Origin of the sequence: Caballeronia sp. INML3B, assembly GCF_023631305.1 — a bacterium.
GTDB classification, from domain to species: domain Bacteria; phylum Pseudomonadota; class Gammaproteobacteria; order Burkholderiales; family Burkholderiaceae; genus Caballeronia; species Caballeronia turbans.
This window is the reverse complement of the sequence record NZ_JALQDI010000015.1, coordinates 292,177-310,205: the sequence shown is the minus strand read 5'-3', so window position 1 is coordinate 310,205 and position 18,029 is coordinate 292,177. Positions and strand designations below refer to the sequence as shown.

General features: G+C 64.1%; 19 protein-coding genes. 7 read left to right on the top strand and 12 right to left on the bottom strand.

The annotated features are described in order from the left end of the window. Nucleotides 1-4: 4 nt before the first annotated feature. Genes NCS58_RS10595 through NCS58_RS10585 form a run of 3 tightly spaced genes read right to left on the bottom strand, consistent with a single transcriptional unit; the run spans nt 5 to nt 2,516 of the window. Nucleotides 5-328, bottom strand: a complete 324-nt coding sequence (locus NCS58_RS10595; protein WP_061120498.1) for a DUF2007 domain-containing protein — start codon at nt 326-328, stop codon at nt 5-7. Further along, nucleotides 325-1,251, bottom strand: coding sequence for a ribosome small subunit-dependent GTPase A (gene rsgA / locus NCS58_RS10590; RefSeq protein ID WP_250476913.1), 927 nt, complete (start codon nt 1,249-1,251; stop codon nt 325-327). Before rsgA ends, NCS58_RS10595 begins: the two co-directional genes overlap by 4 nt. After that, nucleotides 1,248-2,516, bottom strand: a complete 1,269-nt coding sequence (locus NCS58_RS10585) for a M48 family metallopeptidase (RefSeq protein WP_250538387.1) — start codon at nt 2,514-2,516, stop codon at nt 1,248-1,250. The genes rsgA and NCS58_RS10585 overlap by 4 nt, the downstream gene beginning before the upstream one ends. A gap of 132 nt (nt 2,517-2,648) precedes the next feature. Here NCS58_RS10585 and orn point away from each other — a divergent pair, with 132 nt between their 5' ends. Next, nucleotides 2,649-3,257 (top strand): oligoribonuclease, encoded by a 609-nt coding sequence (gene orn, locus NCS58_RS10580; RefSeq protein ID WP_250538386.1) that lies wholly within the window; start codon nt 2,649-2,651, stop codon nt 3,255-3,257. Here orn and mog read toward each other — a convergent pair. Beyond that, nucleotides 3,254-3,889 (bottom strand): molybdopterin adenylyltransferase, encoded by a 636-nt coding sequence (gene mog, locus NCS58_RS10575; protein ID WP_250538385.1) that lies wholly within the window; start codon nt 3,887-3,889, stop codon nt 3,254-3,256. The genes orn and mog overlap by 4 nt on opposite strands. Beyond that, nucleotides 3,858-4,469, bottom strand: coding sequence for a ribosome biogenesis factor YjgA (gene yjgA, locus NCS58_RS10570; protein ID WP_061120502.1), 612 nt, complete (start codon nt 4,467-4,469; stop codon nt 3,858-3,860). Before yjgA ends, mog begins: the two co-directional genes overlap by 32 nt. Before the next feature lie 214 nt (nt 4,470-4,683). Between yjgA and pmbA the strand changes: the two genes are divergently transcribed. Then, nucleotides 4,684-6,054: a metalloprotease PmbA gene (gene pmbA, locus NCS58_RS10565; protein ID WP_061120503.1), complete on the top strand. Its 1,371-nt coding sequence runs from the start codon at nt 4,684-4,686 to the stop codon at nt 6,052-6,054. 50 nt (nt 6,055-6,104) lie between these two features. Here the strand turns inward: pmbA and NCS58_RS10560 are convergent, their stop codons facing one another. After that, nucleotides 6,105-6,602 carry a dihydrofolate reductase gene (locus NCS58_RS10560; RefSeq protein WP_061120504.1) on the bottom strand — a complete coding sequence of 166 codons (498 nt, stop codon included), beginning with the start codon at nt 6,600-6,602 and terminating at the stop codon, nt 6,105-6,107. Nucleotides 6,603-6,701: 99 nt separating this feature from the next. Continuing rightward, nucleotides 6,702-6,917 (bottom strand): hypothetical protein, encoded by a 216-nt coding sequence (locus tag NCS58_RS10555; RefSeq protein WP_250538384.1) that lies wholly within the window; start codon nt 6,915-6,917, stop codon nt 6,702-6,704. Nucleotides 6,918-7,555: 638 nt separating this feature from the next. Here NCS58_RS10555 and NCS58_RS10550 point away from each other — a divergent pair. After that, entirely contained in the window at nt 7,556-8,935 is a 1,380-nt protein-coding gene (locus tag NCS58_RS10550; protein ID WP_250476911.1) for a sigma-54 dependent transcriptional regulator, read from the top strand. 152 nt (nt 8,936-9,087) lie between these two features. Then, on the top strand, nt 9,088-10,059 hold the full coding sequence (locus NCS58_RS10545) for a thymidylate synthase (RefSeq protein WP_061120505.1): 972 nt from the start codon (nt 9,088-9,090) through the stop codon (nt 10,057-10,059). Between the two features lie 177 nt (nt 10,060-10,236). Here the strand turns inward: NCS58_RS10545 and NCS58_RS10540 are convergent, their stop codons facing one another. Beyond that, a complete protein-coding gene (locus tag NCS58_RS10540) occupies nt 10,237-10,986 on the bottom strand; it encodes a helix-turn-helix transcriptional regulator (protein ID WP_250476910.1) in 750 nt (249 codons plus the stop codon). Between the two features lie 144 nt (nt 10,987-11,130). Between NCS58_RS10540 and NCS58_RS10535 the strand changes: the two genes are divergently transcribed. Beyond that, entirely contained in the window at nt 11,131-11,271 is a 141-nt protein-coding gene (locus NCS58_RS10535; RefSeq protein ID WP_250476909.1) for a hypothetical protein, read from the top strand. Nucleotides 11,272-11,322: 51 nt separating this feature from the next. After that, a complete protein-coding gene (locus tag NCS58_RS10530) occupies nt 11,323-11,844 on the top strand; it encodes an acyl-CoA thioesterase (RefSeq protein WP_061120508.1) in 522 nt (173 codons plus the stop codon). Between the two features lie 30 nt (nt 11,845-11,874). On the opposite strand, the gene fumC is transcribed toward NCS58_RS10530, so the two are convergent. The 4 genes from fumC to NCS58_RS10510 form a co-directional block, all read right to left on the bottom strand. Continuing rightward, the gene (fumC, locus tag NCS58_RS10525) at nt 11,875-13,281 is read right to left on the bottom strand and encodes a class II fumarate hydratase (RefSeq protein WP_250476908.1); all 1,407 of its coding nucleotides are present in this window, start codon (nt 13,279-13,281) and stop codon (nt 11,875-11,877) included. A gap of 25 nt (nt 13,282-13,306) precedes the next feature. Next, on the bottom strand, nt 13,307-14,905 hold the full coding sequence (locus tag NCS58_RS10520; RefSeq protein WP_250538383.1) for a phospholipase D family protein: 1,599 nt from the start codon (nt 14,903-14,905) through the stop codon (nt 13,307-13,309). A 416-nt stretch (nt 14,906-15,321) separates the two neighbouring features. Beyond that, nucleotides 15,322-16,770, bottom strand: coding sequence for an MATE family efflux transporter (locus tag NCS58_RS10515; protein ID WP_250476906.1), 1,449 nt, complete (start codon nt 16,768-16,770; stop codon nt 15,322-15,324). Between the two features lie 251 nt (nt 16,771-17,021). Next, entirely contained in the window at nt 17,022-17,243 is a 222-nt protein-coding gene (locus NCS58_RS10510) for an RNA-binding S4 domain-containing protein (RefSeq protein ID WP_061120511.1), read from the bottom strand. A gap of 294 nt (nt 17,244-17,537) precedes the next feature. On the opposite strand from NCS58_RS10510, the gene NCS58_RS10505 reads away from it, so the two are divergent. Then, a complete protein-coding gene (locus tag NCS58_RS10505) occupies nt 17,538-17,996 on the top strand; it encodes a hypothetical protein (protein ID WP_250476905.1) in 459 nt (152 codons plus the stop codon). Nucleotides 17,997-18,029: the final 33 nt, after the last annotated feature.

Here is an 18,029-nt window from a genome sequence, read left to right as displayed (position 1 = left end):
CTATTCAGTCGTCGAGAGGATCGCGCGCCATCTGGCAATTCCAGCACACGGTGAATTGCGGCTCCAGCCATTCGCCGCACTGCTTGCATCTCCAGGGCCGGGCGTTCGCGTCCGGCCCTTTTCTTGCGCGCTCCAGAAGGCGCAAGGCCAATGCTTCGTCGCGATCGTCGACGATCCATATTTCCGGCGCGCACTGATCTGCCGGAATCTCTCCCATCGCGCCGTTGAGATAGCGGTTGTGCAACTCGCACGGCACGCCCGCGGTCGTCAGCACGTTCACCCAATGCTGCGCCGTGATCAGGTTGGGGGCGCGCGTGAGTCGCTTCATCGAACGATCTGGCTGGCTTCGTGGACGAGTTGTGCGTAGAGCGCGTGACGCTCGGGGCGGATCTTGCCGGCGTCGACAGCTTCGAGCACCGCGCAGCCCGGCTCGTGCAGATGGTGGCAGTTGTAGAAGCGGCAATGCCCGAGATAGGGCCGGAAATCCGCGAAGGCGCGCTCGAGCTGGCCTTCGGACAGATGGTGCAGGCCGAACTCCTGAAAGCCCGGCGAATCGATGAGCGAGCCGCCGCCGGGCAACTCGTACAGACGCGTGAACGTGGTCGTGTGGCGGCCGCTGTTGAGCGCCGATGAAATCTCGCGCGTGGCGGCGTCGGCGTCGGGAACGAGCAGGTTCACGAGCGTCGATTTGCCCATGCCTGACTGGCCGAGCAGGATCGTCGAGCGGTCTTTCAGACGGGCGTCGAGTTGCGGATGGACGTCGCCGGGCGCCATCTTCGCCGACAGCTCGATGACGGCATAACCGAGTTCGCGATACGGCGCGAGCCGTTCGCGCGCGAGCGGGACCGCGTGTTCGACGTCGATCTTGTTGAGCACGATGAGCGACTCGAGTCCGTGCGCCTCAGCCGCGATCAACGCGCGTCCGAGCAGGTCCTCGCTGAAATGCGGCTCTGTCGCGAGCACGATCAGCAGTTGATCGAGATTCGCTGCGAAGAGCTTCGACTTGAACTGATCCGACCGGTAGAGCAGATTGCGCCGCTCGCCGATCTCGACGATCACGCCCTGATCCGCCGACGATTGCTCGTAGATCACGCGATCGCCGACCGCCACTTCGCTTTTCTTGCCGCGCGGAAAGCACTGAAGCATCGCGCCGCCGTCTTCCGGCGTCACCAGATAATGGCGTCCGTGCGCCGCGATCACCGTGCCTTCGAGGCGCGCGCCCACGCTCGGACGCTTGAACCCGCGCGTCATGCGGCGTGCTGCATCAGGCGGTCGATGCGCTGCGAGGCGGGCGGATGCGAGTAGTAGAACGCGGTGTAGATGGGGTCGGGCGTGAGTGTCGACGCGTTGTCCTCGTAGAGCTTCACGAGCGCGTTCACGAGATCCTTCGGATCGGTCTGGCTGGCGGCGAAGGCATCGGCTTCGAACTCGTTCTTGCGCGAAGTCAGGCTGCCGAGCGGCGTGATGAAGAACATGAACACCGGCAGCACGAGCATGAAGAGCACGAGCGCGAGGCCGTTGTTGCTGCCGACGAGCGATGGCCGCACACCCAGGCCCTCGTAGAACCACGTCGTCTGAATGAGCCAGCCGAGCAGCGCGAGCATCGCGAGGCTGATGCCGAACATGACGATCATCAGCTTCAGCACGTGACGGCGCTTGAAATGGCCGAGCTCGTGCGCGAGCACCGCTTCGATCTCGCTGCCGGAAAGGCGCGCGAGCAGGGTATCGAAGAAAACGATGCGCTTCGCCGCGCCGAAGCCGGTGAAGTACGCGTTGCCGTGCGCGGAACGGCGGCTGCCGTCCATCACGAACAGACCCTTCGCAGCGAAGCCCGTGCGCGACATCAGATTCGTGATGCGCGCGACGAGCGCCTCGTCCTTCAGCGGCTCGAACTTGTTGAAAAGCGGGGCGATGAAGGTCGGATAGATGATCATCGCGAGCAACTGAAACGCGACCCATACCATCCACGTCCACAGCCACCAGAACGTGCCGGCGCGGTCCATCAGCCAGAGCGTGAGCAGCAGAAGCGGCGCGCCGATCACGACCGCGAGCACCGTGCCCTTCACGAGATCGACGAAAAAGAGTTTCTTCGACATGCGGTTGAAGCCGAACTTTTCTTCGATCACGAAATGGCGGATGTAATCGAACGGCAAGTCGATGATGCTCGTGATCGCCACCACCGACGCCACCAGCGCGATCTGCCCGAGATAGCCGCGGCCGAGCCAGTCCGAGATCGCGAGATCGAGCGCCTGAACCCCGCCGAGCAGCGTAAGCGCGACGAGCACGACCGCGCTCGTGACGACCTCGATCATCGTGAGGCGCGTGCGCTCGACGGTGTAATCCGCGGCGCGCTGATGCGCGGCGAGCGGGATCGTGCCGGAGAATTGCGACGGGACGCCGTTGCGGTGCGCGGCGACGTGGCGAATCTGACGCGACGCGAGCCAGAGCTTGGTCGAGACCATCGCGACCAGGGCGACGATGAAGATCGTCGAGAAAGCGAGAGTGAGGTTGGTCATCCGGGACTTCCGATTGAACTATGCGAGAATTATAGGTTCTAGGCCGTGCCGACGCGCAGTGTTCGAACTCGACATCCCGCAATGGATCAGATAGCGCGCGGGCACGGCGTTTTCATCTCTCAGGCCGCTTTCATGACCGACATCTCCGCCACCCCCGAATCAGACAACAACGCTCTCGTGCGCAGCGACATGAACCTCGTGTGGCTCGACATGGAGATGACCGGTCTCGATCCGGACAACGATCGCATTATCGAGATCGCGGTGGTCGTCACGAATTCGACGCTCGACAGGCTGGTGGAAGGACCAGTGCTCGCGATTCATCAGACGGACGAGGCGCTCGGCCGCATGGACGAATGGAATCGCAACACGCACGGCCGCTCGGGGCTGACCGAACGAGTCAAGGTGTCGACCGTCGATGAAGCAGAAGCCACGCGCCAGATCCGCGATTTTCTCGGCCAGTACGTGCCGCCCGGCAAGTCGCCGATGTGCGGCAACTCGATTTGCCAGGACCGCCGCTTCATGGCGCGTTGGATGCCCGAGCTCGAGACGTTCTTCCACTACCGCAATCTCGATGTCAGCACCTTGAAGGAACTGTGCCGCCGCTGGCAGCCGGCGATCTACAAGGGCTTCCAGAAGCGCGCGATGCATACCGCGCTCGCCGATATCCACGAGTCCATCGACGAACTCAAGTACTACCGCGAGCATTTCCTGATTCCGTCGGCGCCTGCCGACGCGTCTTAATTTTTCGGCGGGCGGATCGCGTTTTTCGGGCGGAACGCGGCAACCACGTCGGGCCGCGTTTCCACGTAGGGTCCGCCGATCAGGTCGATGCAGTACGGCACGGCCGCGAAAATGCCCGGCACTTTCTGCTTGCCGTCCGCGTTTTTCAATCCTTCGAGCGTTTCGCGGATCGACTTCGGCTGTCCCGGCAGATTGATGATCAGCGCGGCGTGATCTTCAGTCTCGCGGATCACCGCGACTTGCCGCGAAAGAATGGCCGTCGGCACGAAATTCAGGCTGATCTGGCGCATTTGCTCGCCGAAGCCGGGCATCGGCTTCGTGGCGACGGCGAGCGTCGCCTCGGGCGTCACATCGCGGCGCGAGGGGCCGGTGCCGCCCGTCGTGAGCACCAGGTCGCAGCCGTGTGTATCGACGAGTTCGACGAGCGTCGCGGAAATGGTCGCGGCATCGTCCTGGATCAGGCGCGTTTCGGCGCGAAAGGGCGTCGTGAGCGCCTCCGCGAGCCACGCCTGCAACGACGGCAAGCCCTTGTCCTCGTAGACGCCTTGCGACGCGCGATCGCTGATCGACACGAGCCCGACGATCAACTCGTCCGGGTGATTACGCTTCGGTTTCGTCACGATCGTCCTCATCGCCTTCGATGTCTTCGTCGTCTTCCGCCCCCGACGCGTTCTTGATCCACTGGAAGAGCTCGCGGTAATAGCGCGGCGGCTTTTGCTGCTCGCGCTCCTTACGCGCGTTGCGGATCAGCGTACGGCCTTCCTGCGGATCGACGCCCGGATGATTGCGGATGAATTCGGTGAGCGCGGCGTCGTCGGCGAGTAGCTGTTCGCGCGTGCGCTCGATCCAGTGCAGCCGCGCGGTTTCGGACTTGTTCACGCCGCGGTGCGTATCGAGCGCCGTGCGCAGCGCGGCGACCTCGTCTTCGGTCAGCGAGCGCATGACCTTGCCGACGTACTGCAACTGGCGGCGCTTGCCTTCGTGGTCGGTGATGCGGCGCGCCTCGCGCACGGCGTCGTCGAGATGCTCGGGCATCGGCATGCGTTTGAGCGCGTCTTTGGGCAGTGCGATAAGCGCCTCGCCCAGCTCCTGCAGCGCGTGCATTTCGCGCTTGAGCTGGGATTTGCTCGGCCGGTCGTAGCCGTTTTCGTCGATCTCGCGCTCGTCGTCGCGGCCGGAATCGATCGGTTGAATGCGGGTTTTACGGTTCATCCCGACATTGTAGCTTGCGTGCGCACCATGCCTGAACCTCGCGTACGGCTCTGCGACAAAGCTCGGCGGGTGAATGCACGCCGTCCTTGCTATGATCGCGTGATAGGCCATTTCCGTCGCCCGATGCCCGATTGCGTGCGCATCCGGCCGGGAATTCCGAAGCAACCACGACATGCGCGGGCGCACGCCGCCCGACTTCCAAAGGCAACCAAAAATGGCAGCAGACATGGACGTCAAGCAACGCTACTTCCCGCATACGCAGGACGAACTGAAGGAGATCGCCTCCGACATCCTGCGTTACGCGAAGGAACTCGGCGCGAGCGATGCCGCCACCGAGATCTCCGAAGGCGACGGCCTGTCAGTGAGCGTGCGGCGCGGCGAAGTCGAGACGATCGAGCACAATCGCGACAAGATGGTCGGTGTGACCGTCTTCATCGGCAAGAAGCGCGGCAACGCGAGCACCGCCGACTTCACGCGCGACGCACTGCGCGACACGGTCGCCGCTGCATACAACATCGCGCGCTTCACGGCCGAGGACAGCGCGGCGGGGCTCGCCGAAGCCGAACTGCTCGAGAAGGCGCCGCAGGACCTCGATCTCTATCACCCGTGGGACATCGATGCGGAAGAAGCCGCCGAGATCGCGCGCCGCGCGGAAGCCGCCGCGTTCGCCGTCGACAAGCGCGTGACCAACTCGGAAGGCGCGAGCGTCTCCGCGCAGCATTCGCAGTTCGTGCTCGCGACCTCGCGCGGCTTCATGGCGGGCTATCCGTACTCGCGGCATTACATCGCGTGCGCGCCGATCGCGGCAGCGGGCCGCGACATGCAGCGCGACGACTGGTACACGTCGAGGCGCGACGCGGCCGGTCTCGCCGACCCCGAAGCAGTCGGACGTTACGCCGCCGAGCGCGCGCTCGCGCGCCTCGGCGCGAAGAGTCTCGACACACGCAAGTGCCGCGTGCTCTTCGAGGCGCCGCTCGCGGCGGGCATCCTCGGCGCGTTCGTGCAGGCGGTGAGCGGCGGCGCGCTGTATCGCAAGACTACGTTCCTCGTCGACAGCCTCGGCAAGCCGGTGTTCGCGCCGCATATCCAGATCGTCGAGGATCCGCACCTGAAGGGCGGCATGGGCAGCGCGCCGTTCGACGAGGAAGGCGTGCGCACGCAGCGTCGCAGTGTGGTCGAAGATGGCGTCGTGCAGGGCTATTTCCTGTCGACGTACTCGGCGCGCAAGCTCGGCATGCAGACGACCGGCAATGCCGGCGGCTCGCACAATCTGACGATGAAGAGCACGCACACGAAACCCGAAGACGACTTCGAAGCGATGCTGAAGAAGCTCGGCACCGGTCTGCTGCTGACTGAGCTGATGGGCCAGGGCGTGAACTACGTGACGGGCGATTACTCGCGCGGCGCGTCGGGCTTCTGGGTCGAGAACGGCAAGATCGTGCACGCCGTGGAGGAAATCACCGTCGCGAGCACGTTGCAGGAGATGTTCCGTCACATCGAAGCGATCGGAGCGGACACCGTGGTGCGCGGCACGAAGGAAATCGGCTCGGTGCTGATCGAACGGATGACGATCGCGGGACAGTGAACCGCATTCGGCAAAAGACGAAGGCTCCGGAGAGCGTCCGGAGCCTTTTTTCATTCGGAAGCGGCGATGCGCTCGTAGGTCACGAACGCAAACGCGAAATCGTTCGGCGCCGCCGCGCGATGCGGCTCACGGGACACTTCGCGCCACAGTTCCGGATCGGGCGCGGGAAAGCGCGTGTCGCCGTCGAAATCGGCGTCGATCTCGGTGACGATCATCTTGTCCGCGCGCCCGATGGCATCGCGATACAACTGCGCGCCGCCGATCAGAAACGCTTCCTTCGCCGGCTCGAGCGCGAGCGCCGCTTCGAGGCTCGTCACGACGTCGCAACCCTCGTAGTGGCGCGTGGCATCGCGCGATATGACGATATTGCGCCGCCCCGGCAACGGCCGGCCGATCGATTCATGCGTCTTGCGGCCCATGATGATGGGCGCGCCCATCGTCGTGCGCTTGAAGAATGCGAGGTCCTCGGGCAGGCGCCAAGGCAGTTGGTTGTCGCGTCCGATCACGCCATTGCGCGCGCGGGCGACGATCAGGGTCAGCGTCGTCATGTGAAGGAGGTCGAGGCAAAGCGGCGCGGGCCGCGCCGTCGGGGCCTCGATTCTAACCGACACGTCCGGCCATATTCGGGATCGAAGCGTCGCGCGGACTCACGTCTCGGGCGAATCGTCGGCGAGCGATGGCACGTAAGCAGGAGCCGGCGCGATCTCGTCCCAGAGCGTCACGCTGACGCCTGAGCCCGGCGGGCGAATGGCGCACTGGCGCATGCCGTCCGATTCGTCCGCGTCTTCACGGTTTTGTTGCGCGTCGCTTGTTTCCTCGCGCCGGAATGAACTTTCGAGTGCCATCGTAACGACATAACCCAAGGTAACTATTTCCGGTATTGAATCATCCGGAAATAAAGTAATCGTCTGGCCGGTATAAACGATTAACCTGAAGTGAATGCAGGAGAAATATGGAACGCTCGTTCTGTAGACAGTATTTCTTACCTTCCGGCAGTGGGGAAGAGGAGCGAATTGCGTGCCATCGGTCAGAAAGCTTTGCCACGCAACGAACGGCGATAATGAGACGCAGACACATTGAGGAAACTTGGGTGAAAACGTTTCACGGCTGAAACATGAAGGCAGAAAAACATGAAGTTCTCGCGAAATCGGTATAAGATTTTGTCGTATTAAATTGTGCGCAAAGTTTTTAATAATCGTGTGAGAAATTCTTGTGAGGCCCGTCCTGTCAAGCTTTTGTGGCTAATCCGGCGGCTCTCGCGATATTTGTTTTCGGGGTTTCTGGGTTATAGTAGTCTCTCAAAAACGGCACAGAATCAGACATAAAGGGTTTCGTGGAAGAGTGCGTGGTGTGTCGCGCTATGGCCCGGGGGCGTCGTAACGAATGGCAAGTCCCTCCCCAGACGTTTGCGAGAAACGTGCGAGGGCAGCGAAGTCTGCGATGTAGTGCGAGCCTGAACTACGTGACCTTTTCAACGAATGTTGAACAAAGGATCTGAATAATGGACGTCGCTCGGCGGCAACTCATCTATGTGACTCGCAATCCAAGCGAGACGCTGTGTGCGCGATTCGAGGAGCGCGGCTGGCATATCGAAATCGTCGCGAGCGCGCGAGACACGCGCAAGGCACTGCGTAGCGATCTGGCGACCGGCGGGCTGCTGGATTTGTCGAGTCATTTCGAATCGCATGAACTGGCGGCGTTCGAATCGTCGCTGACGATGACCAACGTGGGCTGGGTCGCGGCCACCGTTGCCGGACAACTCGAAGACGCCGCCGTGCGGCGCCTGATTCGCGACTATTGCTTCGATTACGTGACGCTGCCGACGTCGAACGACCGCATCGTCGATTCCGTCGGTCACGCGTATGGCATGGTTTCGCTGCACGACGCCGCGTCGCACGATGCGCGCAGCGAGGGCCGCGCCGAGGGCGAAATGGTCGGTTCGTGCGACGCGATGCTCGCGCTCTTCCGTTCGATCCGAAAAGTCGCGATGACCGACGCGCCCGTCTTCATTTCGGGCGAATCCGGCACCGGCAAGGAGTTGACGGCCGTCGCCATTCACGAGCGTTCCGCGCGTCGCGATCAGCCGTTCGTCGCCATCAACTGCGGCGCGATTCCGGCGCATCTGCTGCAATCGGAGCTCTTCGGCTACGAACGCGGCGCGTTCACGGGCGCGAATCAGCGCAAGATCGGCCGTGTCGAAGCGGCCAACGGCGGCACGCTGTTCCTCGATGAAATCGGCGATCTGCCGCTCGAAAGTCAGGCGAGCCTGTTGCGCTTCCTGCAGGAACGCAAGGTGGAGCGCCTGGGGGGGCACGGCTCGACGCCGGTGGATGTGCGCATCATCTCGGCGACGCACGTCGACATGCAGACCGCGATGATCGAAGGGCGTTTCCGCGCGGACTTGTATCACCGCCTGTGCGTGCTGCAGATCGACGAGCCGCCGCTGCGCGCGCGCGGCAAGGACATCGAACTGCTCGCGAAGCATATGCTCGACCGATTCAAGAAGGACGCGAGCCGGCGCCTGCGCGGATTTTCGCCCGATGCGATCGCCGCGATTCACAACTACGGCTGGCCGGGCAACGTGCGCGAACTGATCAACCGCGTGCGGCGTGCGATCGTGATGTCGGAAGGGCGGCAGATCACCGCCCGCGATCTCGAACTCGGCGAGTACGTCGAAGTGGCGCCGGTTTCGCTCGCGCAGGCGCGTGAAGCGGCCGAGCGGCAGGCGATCGAACTCGCGCTCCTGCGCCATCGCGGACGCCTCGGCGACGCGGCGCACGAACTGGGGATCTCGCGCGTGACGTTGTATCGCCTGCTGAGCGCGCATGGGATGCGTCACATCGAGGTCGATGCGCCGTCAGAGCACGCTACGCGCGGCTGACGGCAAGTAGCCGCGATCCACCCCCGGACGGGCGCTTCCAGGCGCCCGTTTTTTCGTGCCGCTGCATTGAGCGCCGGCCCCCGTCGCTTGGTAAAATCCGTCTTTACGCCTTCCGTTCGCGAGGGCGCGCAGCATACCCCAGGGAACATCGAATGAAACAGTATCTCGAGCTCGTCCAGACGATCCTCGATACCGGCACTTGGCAGGAAAACCGCACGGGCATCCGCACGATCAGCATTCCCGGCGCGATGCTGCGGTTCGACTTGCAGCAAGGCTTTCCCGCCGTGACGACGAAGAAGCTCGCGTTCAAATCGGCGATCGGCGAGCTGGTGGGCTTTCTGCGGGCGTCGAAGAGCGCGGCGGACTTTCGCGCGCTCGGCTGCAAGGTCTGGGACGCCAACGCGAACGACAATCCGCAATGGCTCGAGAACCCGTACCGGCAGGGCCCGGACGATCTCGGCGACGTCTACGGCGTGCAATGGCGCAAATGGCCCGCGTACAAGCTCGTCGATGCCTGCGCGGGCGACCAGATCGCCGACGCCACCAATCGCGGATTCCAGGTCGTGACGAGCTTCGTCGAAAACGGGCGCGAACAGGTGCTGTTGTACAAGGCGATCGATCAATTGCGCCAGTGTCTCGATACGATCATCGAGCGCCCGACCGACCGGCGCATTCTGTTTCACGCATGGAATCCGGCGAAGCTCGACGAGATCGCGCTGCCCGCGTGCCATCTGCTGTATCAGTTCATCCCGAACGCGGTGACGCGCGAGATTTCGCTGTGTCTTTACATCCGCAGTAACGACGTCGGACTCGGCACGCCGTTCAATCTGGCGGAAGGCGCGGCGCTGCTGCATCTCGTGGGCCGGCTGACCGGATTCAAGCCGCGCTGGTTCACGTATTTCATCGGCGATGCGCACATCTACGAGAACCAGCTCGATATGCTGCATGAGCAACTGAAGCGCGAGCCATTGCCGTCGCCGCAGTTGATCATCTCCGATCGCGTGCCGGATTACGCGGTCACGAAGCGCTACGAGCCGGAATGGCTGGAGAAGATCGAGCCGAAGGATTTCGCGCTCGAAGGGTACAAGCATCACGATCCGCTCACGGCCCCGATGGCGGTCTGAGCGGGCGCTTCAGCGCTGCATGCGAGAACGCGCGGCTTCCGTCCGCGCGTTTTTCGTTTACCGGCTGCTCATCGCCTCAACTTCGATGATGCTTGTTGCCGCCGCCGTGTTGCGGCTGCTGGGCTTGTTGAGGCTGCTGGCGAGGCTCCTGATGCGGCTGGTGCGCGTAACAAAGCTCTACCGCGTGGATAGAAAACCTTCGAAATGCCGATGTCCCGCTGGCGTCACGCGCAAGACACGGCGCCTCGCCGTGTGCTCGATCCAGCCGTGCGACTCGCACGCTTCGAGAAATGCCGCGCCGAGCGCGCCGCCCAGATGCGGCCGGCGCTCGCTCCAGTCGATGCACGTGCACGCGAACCGCCGCCGCCGCGCGCGTTGCGCCTTCAGGTCGATGCCGAGTTCGGCAAACGCCTGCGCGCCTTCCGGCGTCGCGTCGAGCGCGGCGGGGCCATGCGCCTGTTCGTGATCGTCGGAGGCGGTGAGCCAGTTGCGCGCGAGCATCCGGTCGAAGATTTGCACGGCCAGTTCGCCCGCGAGATGGTCGTAGCAAGTGCGCGCGAAACGCATCTCGACCGGCACGGCGGAAGGCGGGCGTTCAGGCGCGCGCTGCGGCGCGCTCGCCCGCGCGAGATTGGCGAGCGCCTCGATGGCCGCGGCGATGTCCGGCGTCGCGATGCGGTAATAGCGATGCCGCCCGCTCACTTCGAGCGCGAGCAGCCCGCCTTCGGTCAGACGCGCGAGATGCCCGCTCGCAGCCGACGGCGACAGCCCCGCGATCATCGTCAGTTCGCCGGCGGGGCGCGCGGTGCCGTCCATCAGCGACCAGAGCATCGCGGCGCGGCCGGGATCGGCGATCAGCGCACCGATGCGCGACAGTCCGGGGAAATGGCGCACGCGGGATTCGGCTTCATCGAAAGCGGAGTTCATGGCGATGTCCCTGTCGGGCGTGGTAATCGACCTATCCACTCTATAGCGGCTCCGCATCCGATGTTTCACCGCGCGCCGAAATGTCGATGCACGAAGCGCGGCGCTAGAATGACCGCTGGCATCTCAGACAGCAGGAAAACTTCCATGTCCAGATTCTTTCTCGCGAGCGTGATGGGCGTTCTCATGCTCTGTGCGGGCTGCGCGGGCGCACCGTCGTCGGCGGGCGGTGGAGGCAGCATCACGATGTACGGCACCATCGATCAGGGCATCACCGTCCACGACTGAATATTGCCGACCCTATAATCGGCATTCATTTCCGCATCAGACGGGCACCCCATGAATACGCCGACCTCAACTCCCATTCCCGCAGTCCCCAAAAGCCGCGCCGAAACCACCTTTCGCTTTCTCGCCGAGCCGACCTCGGTGAACTTTGGCGGCAAGGTGCACGGCGGCGCGCTGATGAAATGGATCGACGAAACCGCGTATGCCTGCGCCGCGATGTGGTCCGGGCGCTACGCGGTGACGGTGAGCGTCGGCAATATCCGCTTTCGGCGGCCGATTCTCGTCGGCAACCTGGTGGAGTTGCGCGCGCGCGTCGTGACGACCGGACGCACCAGCATGCACATCCACATTTCCGTGCATGCGGGCGATCCGAAAGTCGGCGAGCTCGAGCAGACGACCGATTGCCTGATGGTCTTCGTCGCCGTCGATGAAAAAGGCCAGCCGACGCCCGTGCCTTCCTTCGTGCCGGAAACGGAAGAGGAAAAGCGCCTCGCGAAATACTCGATGGACGTAAAGGATGCGCTCGACGCGATCGTCGAACTGAAGCCGGAAGAGGTTGCGGCGGGCAAGGTCTGATCCCGCCGCTTTTTCTGAAGAAGAACGCGCCTACTTGTTGCCGACCATGTCGCCCGGCTTGACCCATTCGTCGAACTGCTGCTCGGTGACGTGACCGAGCGCGAGCGCGGCGGCTTTGAGCGTCGTGCCTTCCTTGTGCGCCTTCTTCGCGATCTGCGCGGCCTTGTCGTAGCCGATATGCGGATTGAGCGCCGTCACGAGCATCAGCGATTCGTTGAGCAAACTGTCGATGCGCTTCTCGTTCGGCTCGATGCCGACGGCGCAGTTGTCGTTGAAGCTCTGCGCGCCGTCCGCGAGCAGGCGCACGGACTGCAGCACGTTATGCGCGATCATCGGCCGGAACACGTTCAGCTCGAAGTTGCCGCTCGCGCCGCCGAAGTTCACCGCGACGTCGTTGCCGAACACCTGGCAGCACAACATGGTCACGGCTTCGGATTGCGTGGGATTCACCTTGCCCGGCATGATCGAGCTGCCCGGCTCGTTCTCCGGAATCGACAGTTCGCCAAGCCCGCAGCGCGGCCCGCTCGCGAGCCAGCGGATATCGTTCGCGATCTTCATCATGCCCGCGGCGACCGTCTTCAGCGCGCCGTGCGCGGCGACGAGCGCATCGGCGGCGGCCATCACCTCGAACTTGTTCGGGGCGGTCTCGAAGGGCAGGCCAGTGAGCTTGCCGATCGCCGCCGCGACCTTCACCGCGAACTCCGGATGCGCGTTCAGTCCCGTGCCGACCGCCGTGCCGCCTTGCGCGAGCTGATACAGATGCGGCAACGTCGCCTCGACATGCCGGATGCCCTGATCGAGTTGCGCGACGTATCCTGAAAACTCCTGTCCGAGCGTGAGCGGCGTCGCGTCCTGCAGATGCGTGCGGCCGATCTTCACGATCTTGTCGAAGGCCTTCGCCTTCTTGTCGAGCGTATCGCGCAGCGTCTTCAGCGACGGAATGAGATGCTTGTTGATCGCCATCGCGGCGGCGACGTGCATCGCCGTCGGAAACACGTCGTTCGACGACTGGCCGCGATTCACGTCGTCGTTCGGATGCACGAGGCGTTCTTCGCCGCGCGAGCCGCCCATGATCTCGCTCGCGCGATTGGCGATCACCTCGTTGAGGTTCATGTTGGTCTGCGTGCCCGAGCCGGTCTGCCACACGGCGAGCGGAAATTCGTCGGGATGCTTGCCGTCGATGATTTCCTCGGCGGCCTGAATGATCGCCTTCGCCTTTTTCGAATCGAGCACCTTCAGCCCTTCGTTCACCTCGGCGGCCGCGTGCTTGATGATCGCGAGCGCCGTGATCAGCTCGGGCGACTGCTTTTCCGTCGAAATCTTGAAGTTCTGCAGCGAGCGCTGCGTCTGCGCCCCCCAGAGCTTGTCGTTCGGCACCGCGATTTCGCCGAACGTGTCCTTCTCCATCCGTACGTCGCCCTTCGCATTCTGTGACATGGCCTGAGTTCCTTACGAAGTTGGATCAAAGCTGCTTGTCGACGGGCAGAAGCATGAAGAGGCCCGTCATCGCATTGCGATAAAACCCTGCCTCGGGATCGAAATTGTAGGTGACGAGACCGCCGTTCGCCTCGGTGGTCCAGACGAGGCCCGACTGCGGCGCGCCCGTGCGCCGCAGTTCCTCGGTGACCGCCGCGCTCGCCAGTTGCACCTGCCAGCTCGTCTTCGGCGAGACGCTGTTCGCGAACAGTCTCGCGGCTTCCTCCGCGACCGGCTTGCTGTGAATCACCAGCGCGAGCTCGGTATTCAGTTTGGCCGAGCGCGGGTCGAGATTCATGGAGCCGATCACGAGGATACTCCGATCGATCGCATAGGCCTTCGCGTGCAGGCTCGCGCGCGACTGCGAGCCGAACAGACCGGCGCGCGGGCTGCTTTCGCCCTCGGCCTGAATCGGCTTGAATTCGTACAGCTCGACGCCGTTTTCCAACAGCGGAATGCGATACGGCGCGTAGCCCGCCTGCACGGCGACGGCGTCGGTTGCGGCGAGCGAATTGGTCAGCACCGCGACGCGCACATGGCGCTTCGTCAGATCGCCGAGCGCCTTCACGCCCGCGTCGTGCGGCACGAAGTAGGGCGAGAGAATGAGAAATTCGCTCTGCGCATCCTTCAACAGTTCGATGAGGCGCTGCATCGGCGGGCTCTTGTAGTCGTCGCTCGGATGCTCGATCTTCGATGGCGAATCGACCCGGAATTCCGTCGGCGCCCACACGAGGCCCATTTCCTCGCGCGCGATCTGCTGCGCGAGCGGCGTCGCGTTGAGGGGTTTCGCGTTCAGCGGATCGGCCTGCTGACGCCAGTGGGCGCGCAGGTCGTCGCGGGTCTTGTCGAGTTCGGCGGGATCGAACTTTTGCTTGTTCAGCACGCGCAGCGGGTAGGCGAGCGAGCTGTTCCAGTAGTCGTCGAAGCTCGCGGAGATTTCCTGCGTCACCGGACCGGCCGCGAAAACGTCGAGATCGCGGAATTGCAGCGTCGGGCTCGCGTTGAAGTATTCGTCGCCGAGATTGCGTCCGCCGACGATCGCGATCTGATTGTCCGCGATCATCGCCTTGTTATGCATGCGGCGCGTGAATTGGCCGAGATTCGTGAAGAAATTCTGCGTGCGCTCGGAAAAGCTGCGCTGCGCGCTTCCAAACGGGTTGAACACGCGGATCTCGATCTTGTCGTGCGAATTGAGCGCCGCCATGATCCGGTCGATGTCCTTGAAGTTCAGGTCGTCGACGAGCATGCGCACCCGCACGCCGCGATCCGCCGCATGCAGCGCCGCGCCCAGCAGCAGCTTGCCCGTGTTGTCTTCCTCGGCGATGTAGTACTGCATGTCGAGCGTCTTCGTCGCCGCGCGCGCGAGCGCGATGCGGGCCTGCAGCGCGTCGGTGCCGGTCGGCAGAAGGCGCACCGCGGACTGATCCGGATGCTGCCGTTCCAGCGGCGCGAGCGCGCTTGCGAGCGGCGTCGCTTCGCTCGACGCCAGCGCGTGGCTCACCGGCCGATCGAACGCCGTCGCGGGCGGGCGCGTCGCGCAGGCGGCGAGCGCCGTCGTCAAGAGGACGATGGCTACAGTGCGCACTGCGGCGCTGGATCTTCGTTTCCGCGTGACGCCCCGACCGATGTTTTCGTGATGTCCGTCACGCCCCGCAACTTCCCACTTCCCCCGGCTTTCCGACACTTCGATTCCTCGTTTTTGGTTTGTCGCGACTCCGCACGACTCGACACATTCGGCGGACGGCACGATGAAGCAAGGCGCGTTCTTGCGCCGCGCGTCTCGAAATTATTTTATGGGAAACCGGAAAAAGGTCGGACGGAATGCCCGCGAGTGAGGGATAGAGGACGCTGAAGACAAAAAAAAGCCCGCTGGCTGAAAGCGGGCCGACAACCCCTGTCACAGATGTCTCAAGGAGGAGACGGGTTCATCGTAGCAATGCACGCCGCGCGGCCCAACCAAGCATTCGTGCTATGCAAATCGGCGCGCGCGTCGTGTGCTTATCAGACGTGCCCGTGCGGCGCGGCGCTCGCGGCATCGGTGTCGTCCGGCCCGGGCGCGATGCCCGTCTCGATGAAGCGCCGGCTGATGCGATGAAACCGCAGCGTCATCAATGCGGCGACGCTCGCGAGCCCGGCGGCGAGTCCCCACCACAGGCCCTTTGCGCCCAGTTCGAAGTGGAAGGCGAGCACATAGCCGGTCGGGAAACCGACGCCCCAGTAGCCGAACGCGGCAGCGAGCATCGGGATGCGCGTGTCCTTCAATCCGCGCAGGCAGCCGGAGCCGACCGTCTGCATGCCGTCGACGATCTGAAACACGGCCGCGACGCCGAGCAGCGACGCCGCGAGCGCGACGGTATGCGCGTTGGCGGGATCGTCGAGATGCAGATACAGGCCGACGATCGCGCGCGGCACGGTGATGAGCACGAGTCCCGAGCACATCATGAAGCCGACGCCGAGCGCGAGCGCGACGAAGCCCGCGTGCCGCGCCGCCACCGGCACGCCCGCGCCGACCCAGTAACCGACGCGCACGTTCGCCGCCTGGCCGATCGCGAGCGGCACCATGAACGCCACCGACGCGACGTTGAGCGCGATCTGATGCGCGGCGAGCGGCGCCTCGCCAAGGAGGCCGACCATCATGCCGGTGGCGAGAAAGAGCGTCGATTCGACGCCGTAGGTGATCGCGACGGGCCAGCCGAGGCCGAAGAGTTCGCCCATCAGCGGCAGGCGCGGGCGCGCGCGCACGACGAAGTGTCTGTAGCGCGGCCGCAGATGCAGCACCGCGACGAGCGCGATCGCGATGCCCCAGACGGTGATCGCGGTCGCTGCGGCCGAACCGAGAAAGCCTTCGCGCGGCAGGCCGTACGCGCCGTGAATCAGCCCGTAGTTGAGAAAGCCGTTGACGAAAACTCCGCCGATGGAAATCCACAGGAGCCGGCGCGCCGCGCCGATCGCGGGCAGAAACGCGCGCATCATCCCGACGCCGATGAGACTGCCAGGCGTCCCCCAGCGCAGCACCGCGCAATATTCACCGACGTTCTTCGCGAGCGTCGCCGGTTCGTGGAATGCAAGCAGGATCGGCTCGGCGTAGCTCAGCAGCACGAACGCTGGCACGGCGAGCAGGACGGAAAGCATGAGCCCCGTCCAGTAGATGCCGGGCACCCGATCGTCGGCATTCGCGCCGCGCGCATGCGCGACCGATACGGAAACCGACGTCAGCACGCCCTGCAGCAGCGTCACGACGACGAAAAAGAGATTCGCACCGAGACCGCCGGCGGCGAGCGCGTCGGGGCCAAGCGAGCCGAGCAGGATGGTGTCGGTGACGCCCATCGCCATCTGCGAGAGCTGGGCGATGGCGAGCGGCGCGGCGAGACGCGCCGTGTCGACGGCGTGCCGCGAGAGGCTCGGCGGTCCTTGATGCGCGCGCGCGGCGGGCGTGACTTGCGGTTGCATGGCTGATCGGATGGAAACAAAGGCGGCGCATCAGTCAATGCACTGAGCGTCGCGGACTGGAATGCGGAAGGGCAACAAGCGGAGCGCACTGCGAAACGTGCGCTGACGGGAAAACCGACGCTACAGACCCGGCGCTGAAACCAGAACGAAAGACGACTAGCTTATTGCCTCGCGTGCGGCCTGTCGATGACGTGATCGCTTATGAGCCGGATTTCTCAAGCGCGTGGCGCGTGCACGCAAGCGGCGCGGTGCTACTCGGGCGCGCGCACGTGGATCGTCTGGCCGTCGAGCTTCACCTTCTGGCCCGCGCGGATCTTGCAGGTCTTGCGCAGCTCCACTTTGCCGTCGACGGTGACATCGCCCATCGCGACGCGCGCCTTCGCCGAGCCGCCGCTATCCGCGAGGCCCATCAGCTTGAGCAGATTGTGGAGTTCGACGTACTCGCTCGTGAGGGTGAATTGGAGTGGCGGCATGGGACGGGTGAAGCGGGAAAGGCCTCCATGATAAACCACGAACATGCGTGCGCCGGGCATGCGCCGTGCTGTGCCATCGCGGGACCGGTAATCGGAACGCAAGTGAACGGGTTGGCAAATGTAGCCAGATGAAACCTTCGGTAACAATGACTGGTTTTCGCGAACTTGCCCGATCGTCGCCCGGTCCGACCGTTTGATCGATGCAGCTTCGGTCATCTTTCCAATCGACAAAAGTCGCGCGGTTCGCTCGCCATGATCAGAGCCGCCGACGCCAACTAAAGAGAGGACTAGCTCATGACTCGCGCACGAATCCTTTTGATCGGCTCCGCCATCGCCACGCTCGCCGCTTCGGGCGCTTATGCTCAGACCGCGCCCCAAGCCGCCCCGATGCAGCCTCAGACCGTGCAGCCGATGCAGGCTGCGCCCACGCAGGCGCCCGGCCAGATCGGTAATGCGATGCCCGCACAGGCCCAGCAGCCGATGACGCCGCCGCAGCAGAACGTCGTCGCGCCGGCGCCGACCGATCCGCTGGTCCAGCGCCGCAACGCGAACGCGCAGGCGAACGCCGAGTATCGCGCGTCGAAGAAGGCGTCGAAGGCCGAGTTGAAGGCGCAGAACCAGCAGGCGAAGGCGCAGTACAAGGAAGAAGTGCAGAACGCGAAGATCAATCGCAAGGCGGACAAGGACGCCGCGAAGGCGGAACTGAACGCGACGGAGCCGGGCACGCCGAAGGACACGGGCCTGCAGCACTGAGCGTGACGCGCCGCGAGTCCGCGCGGTGCGGCT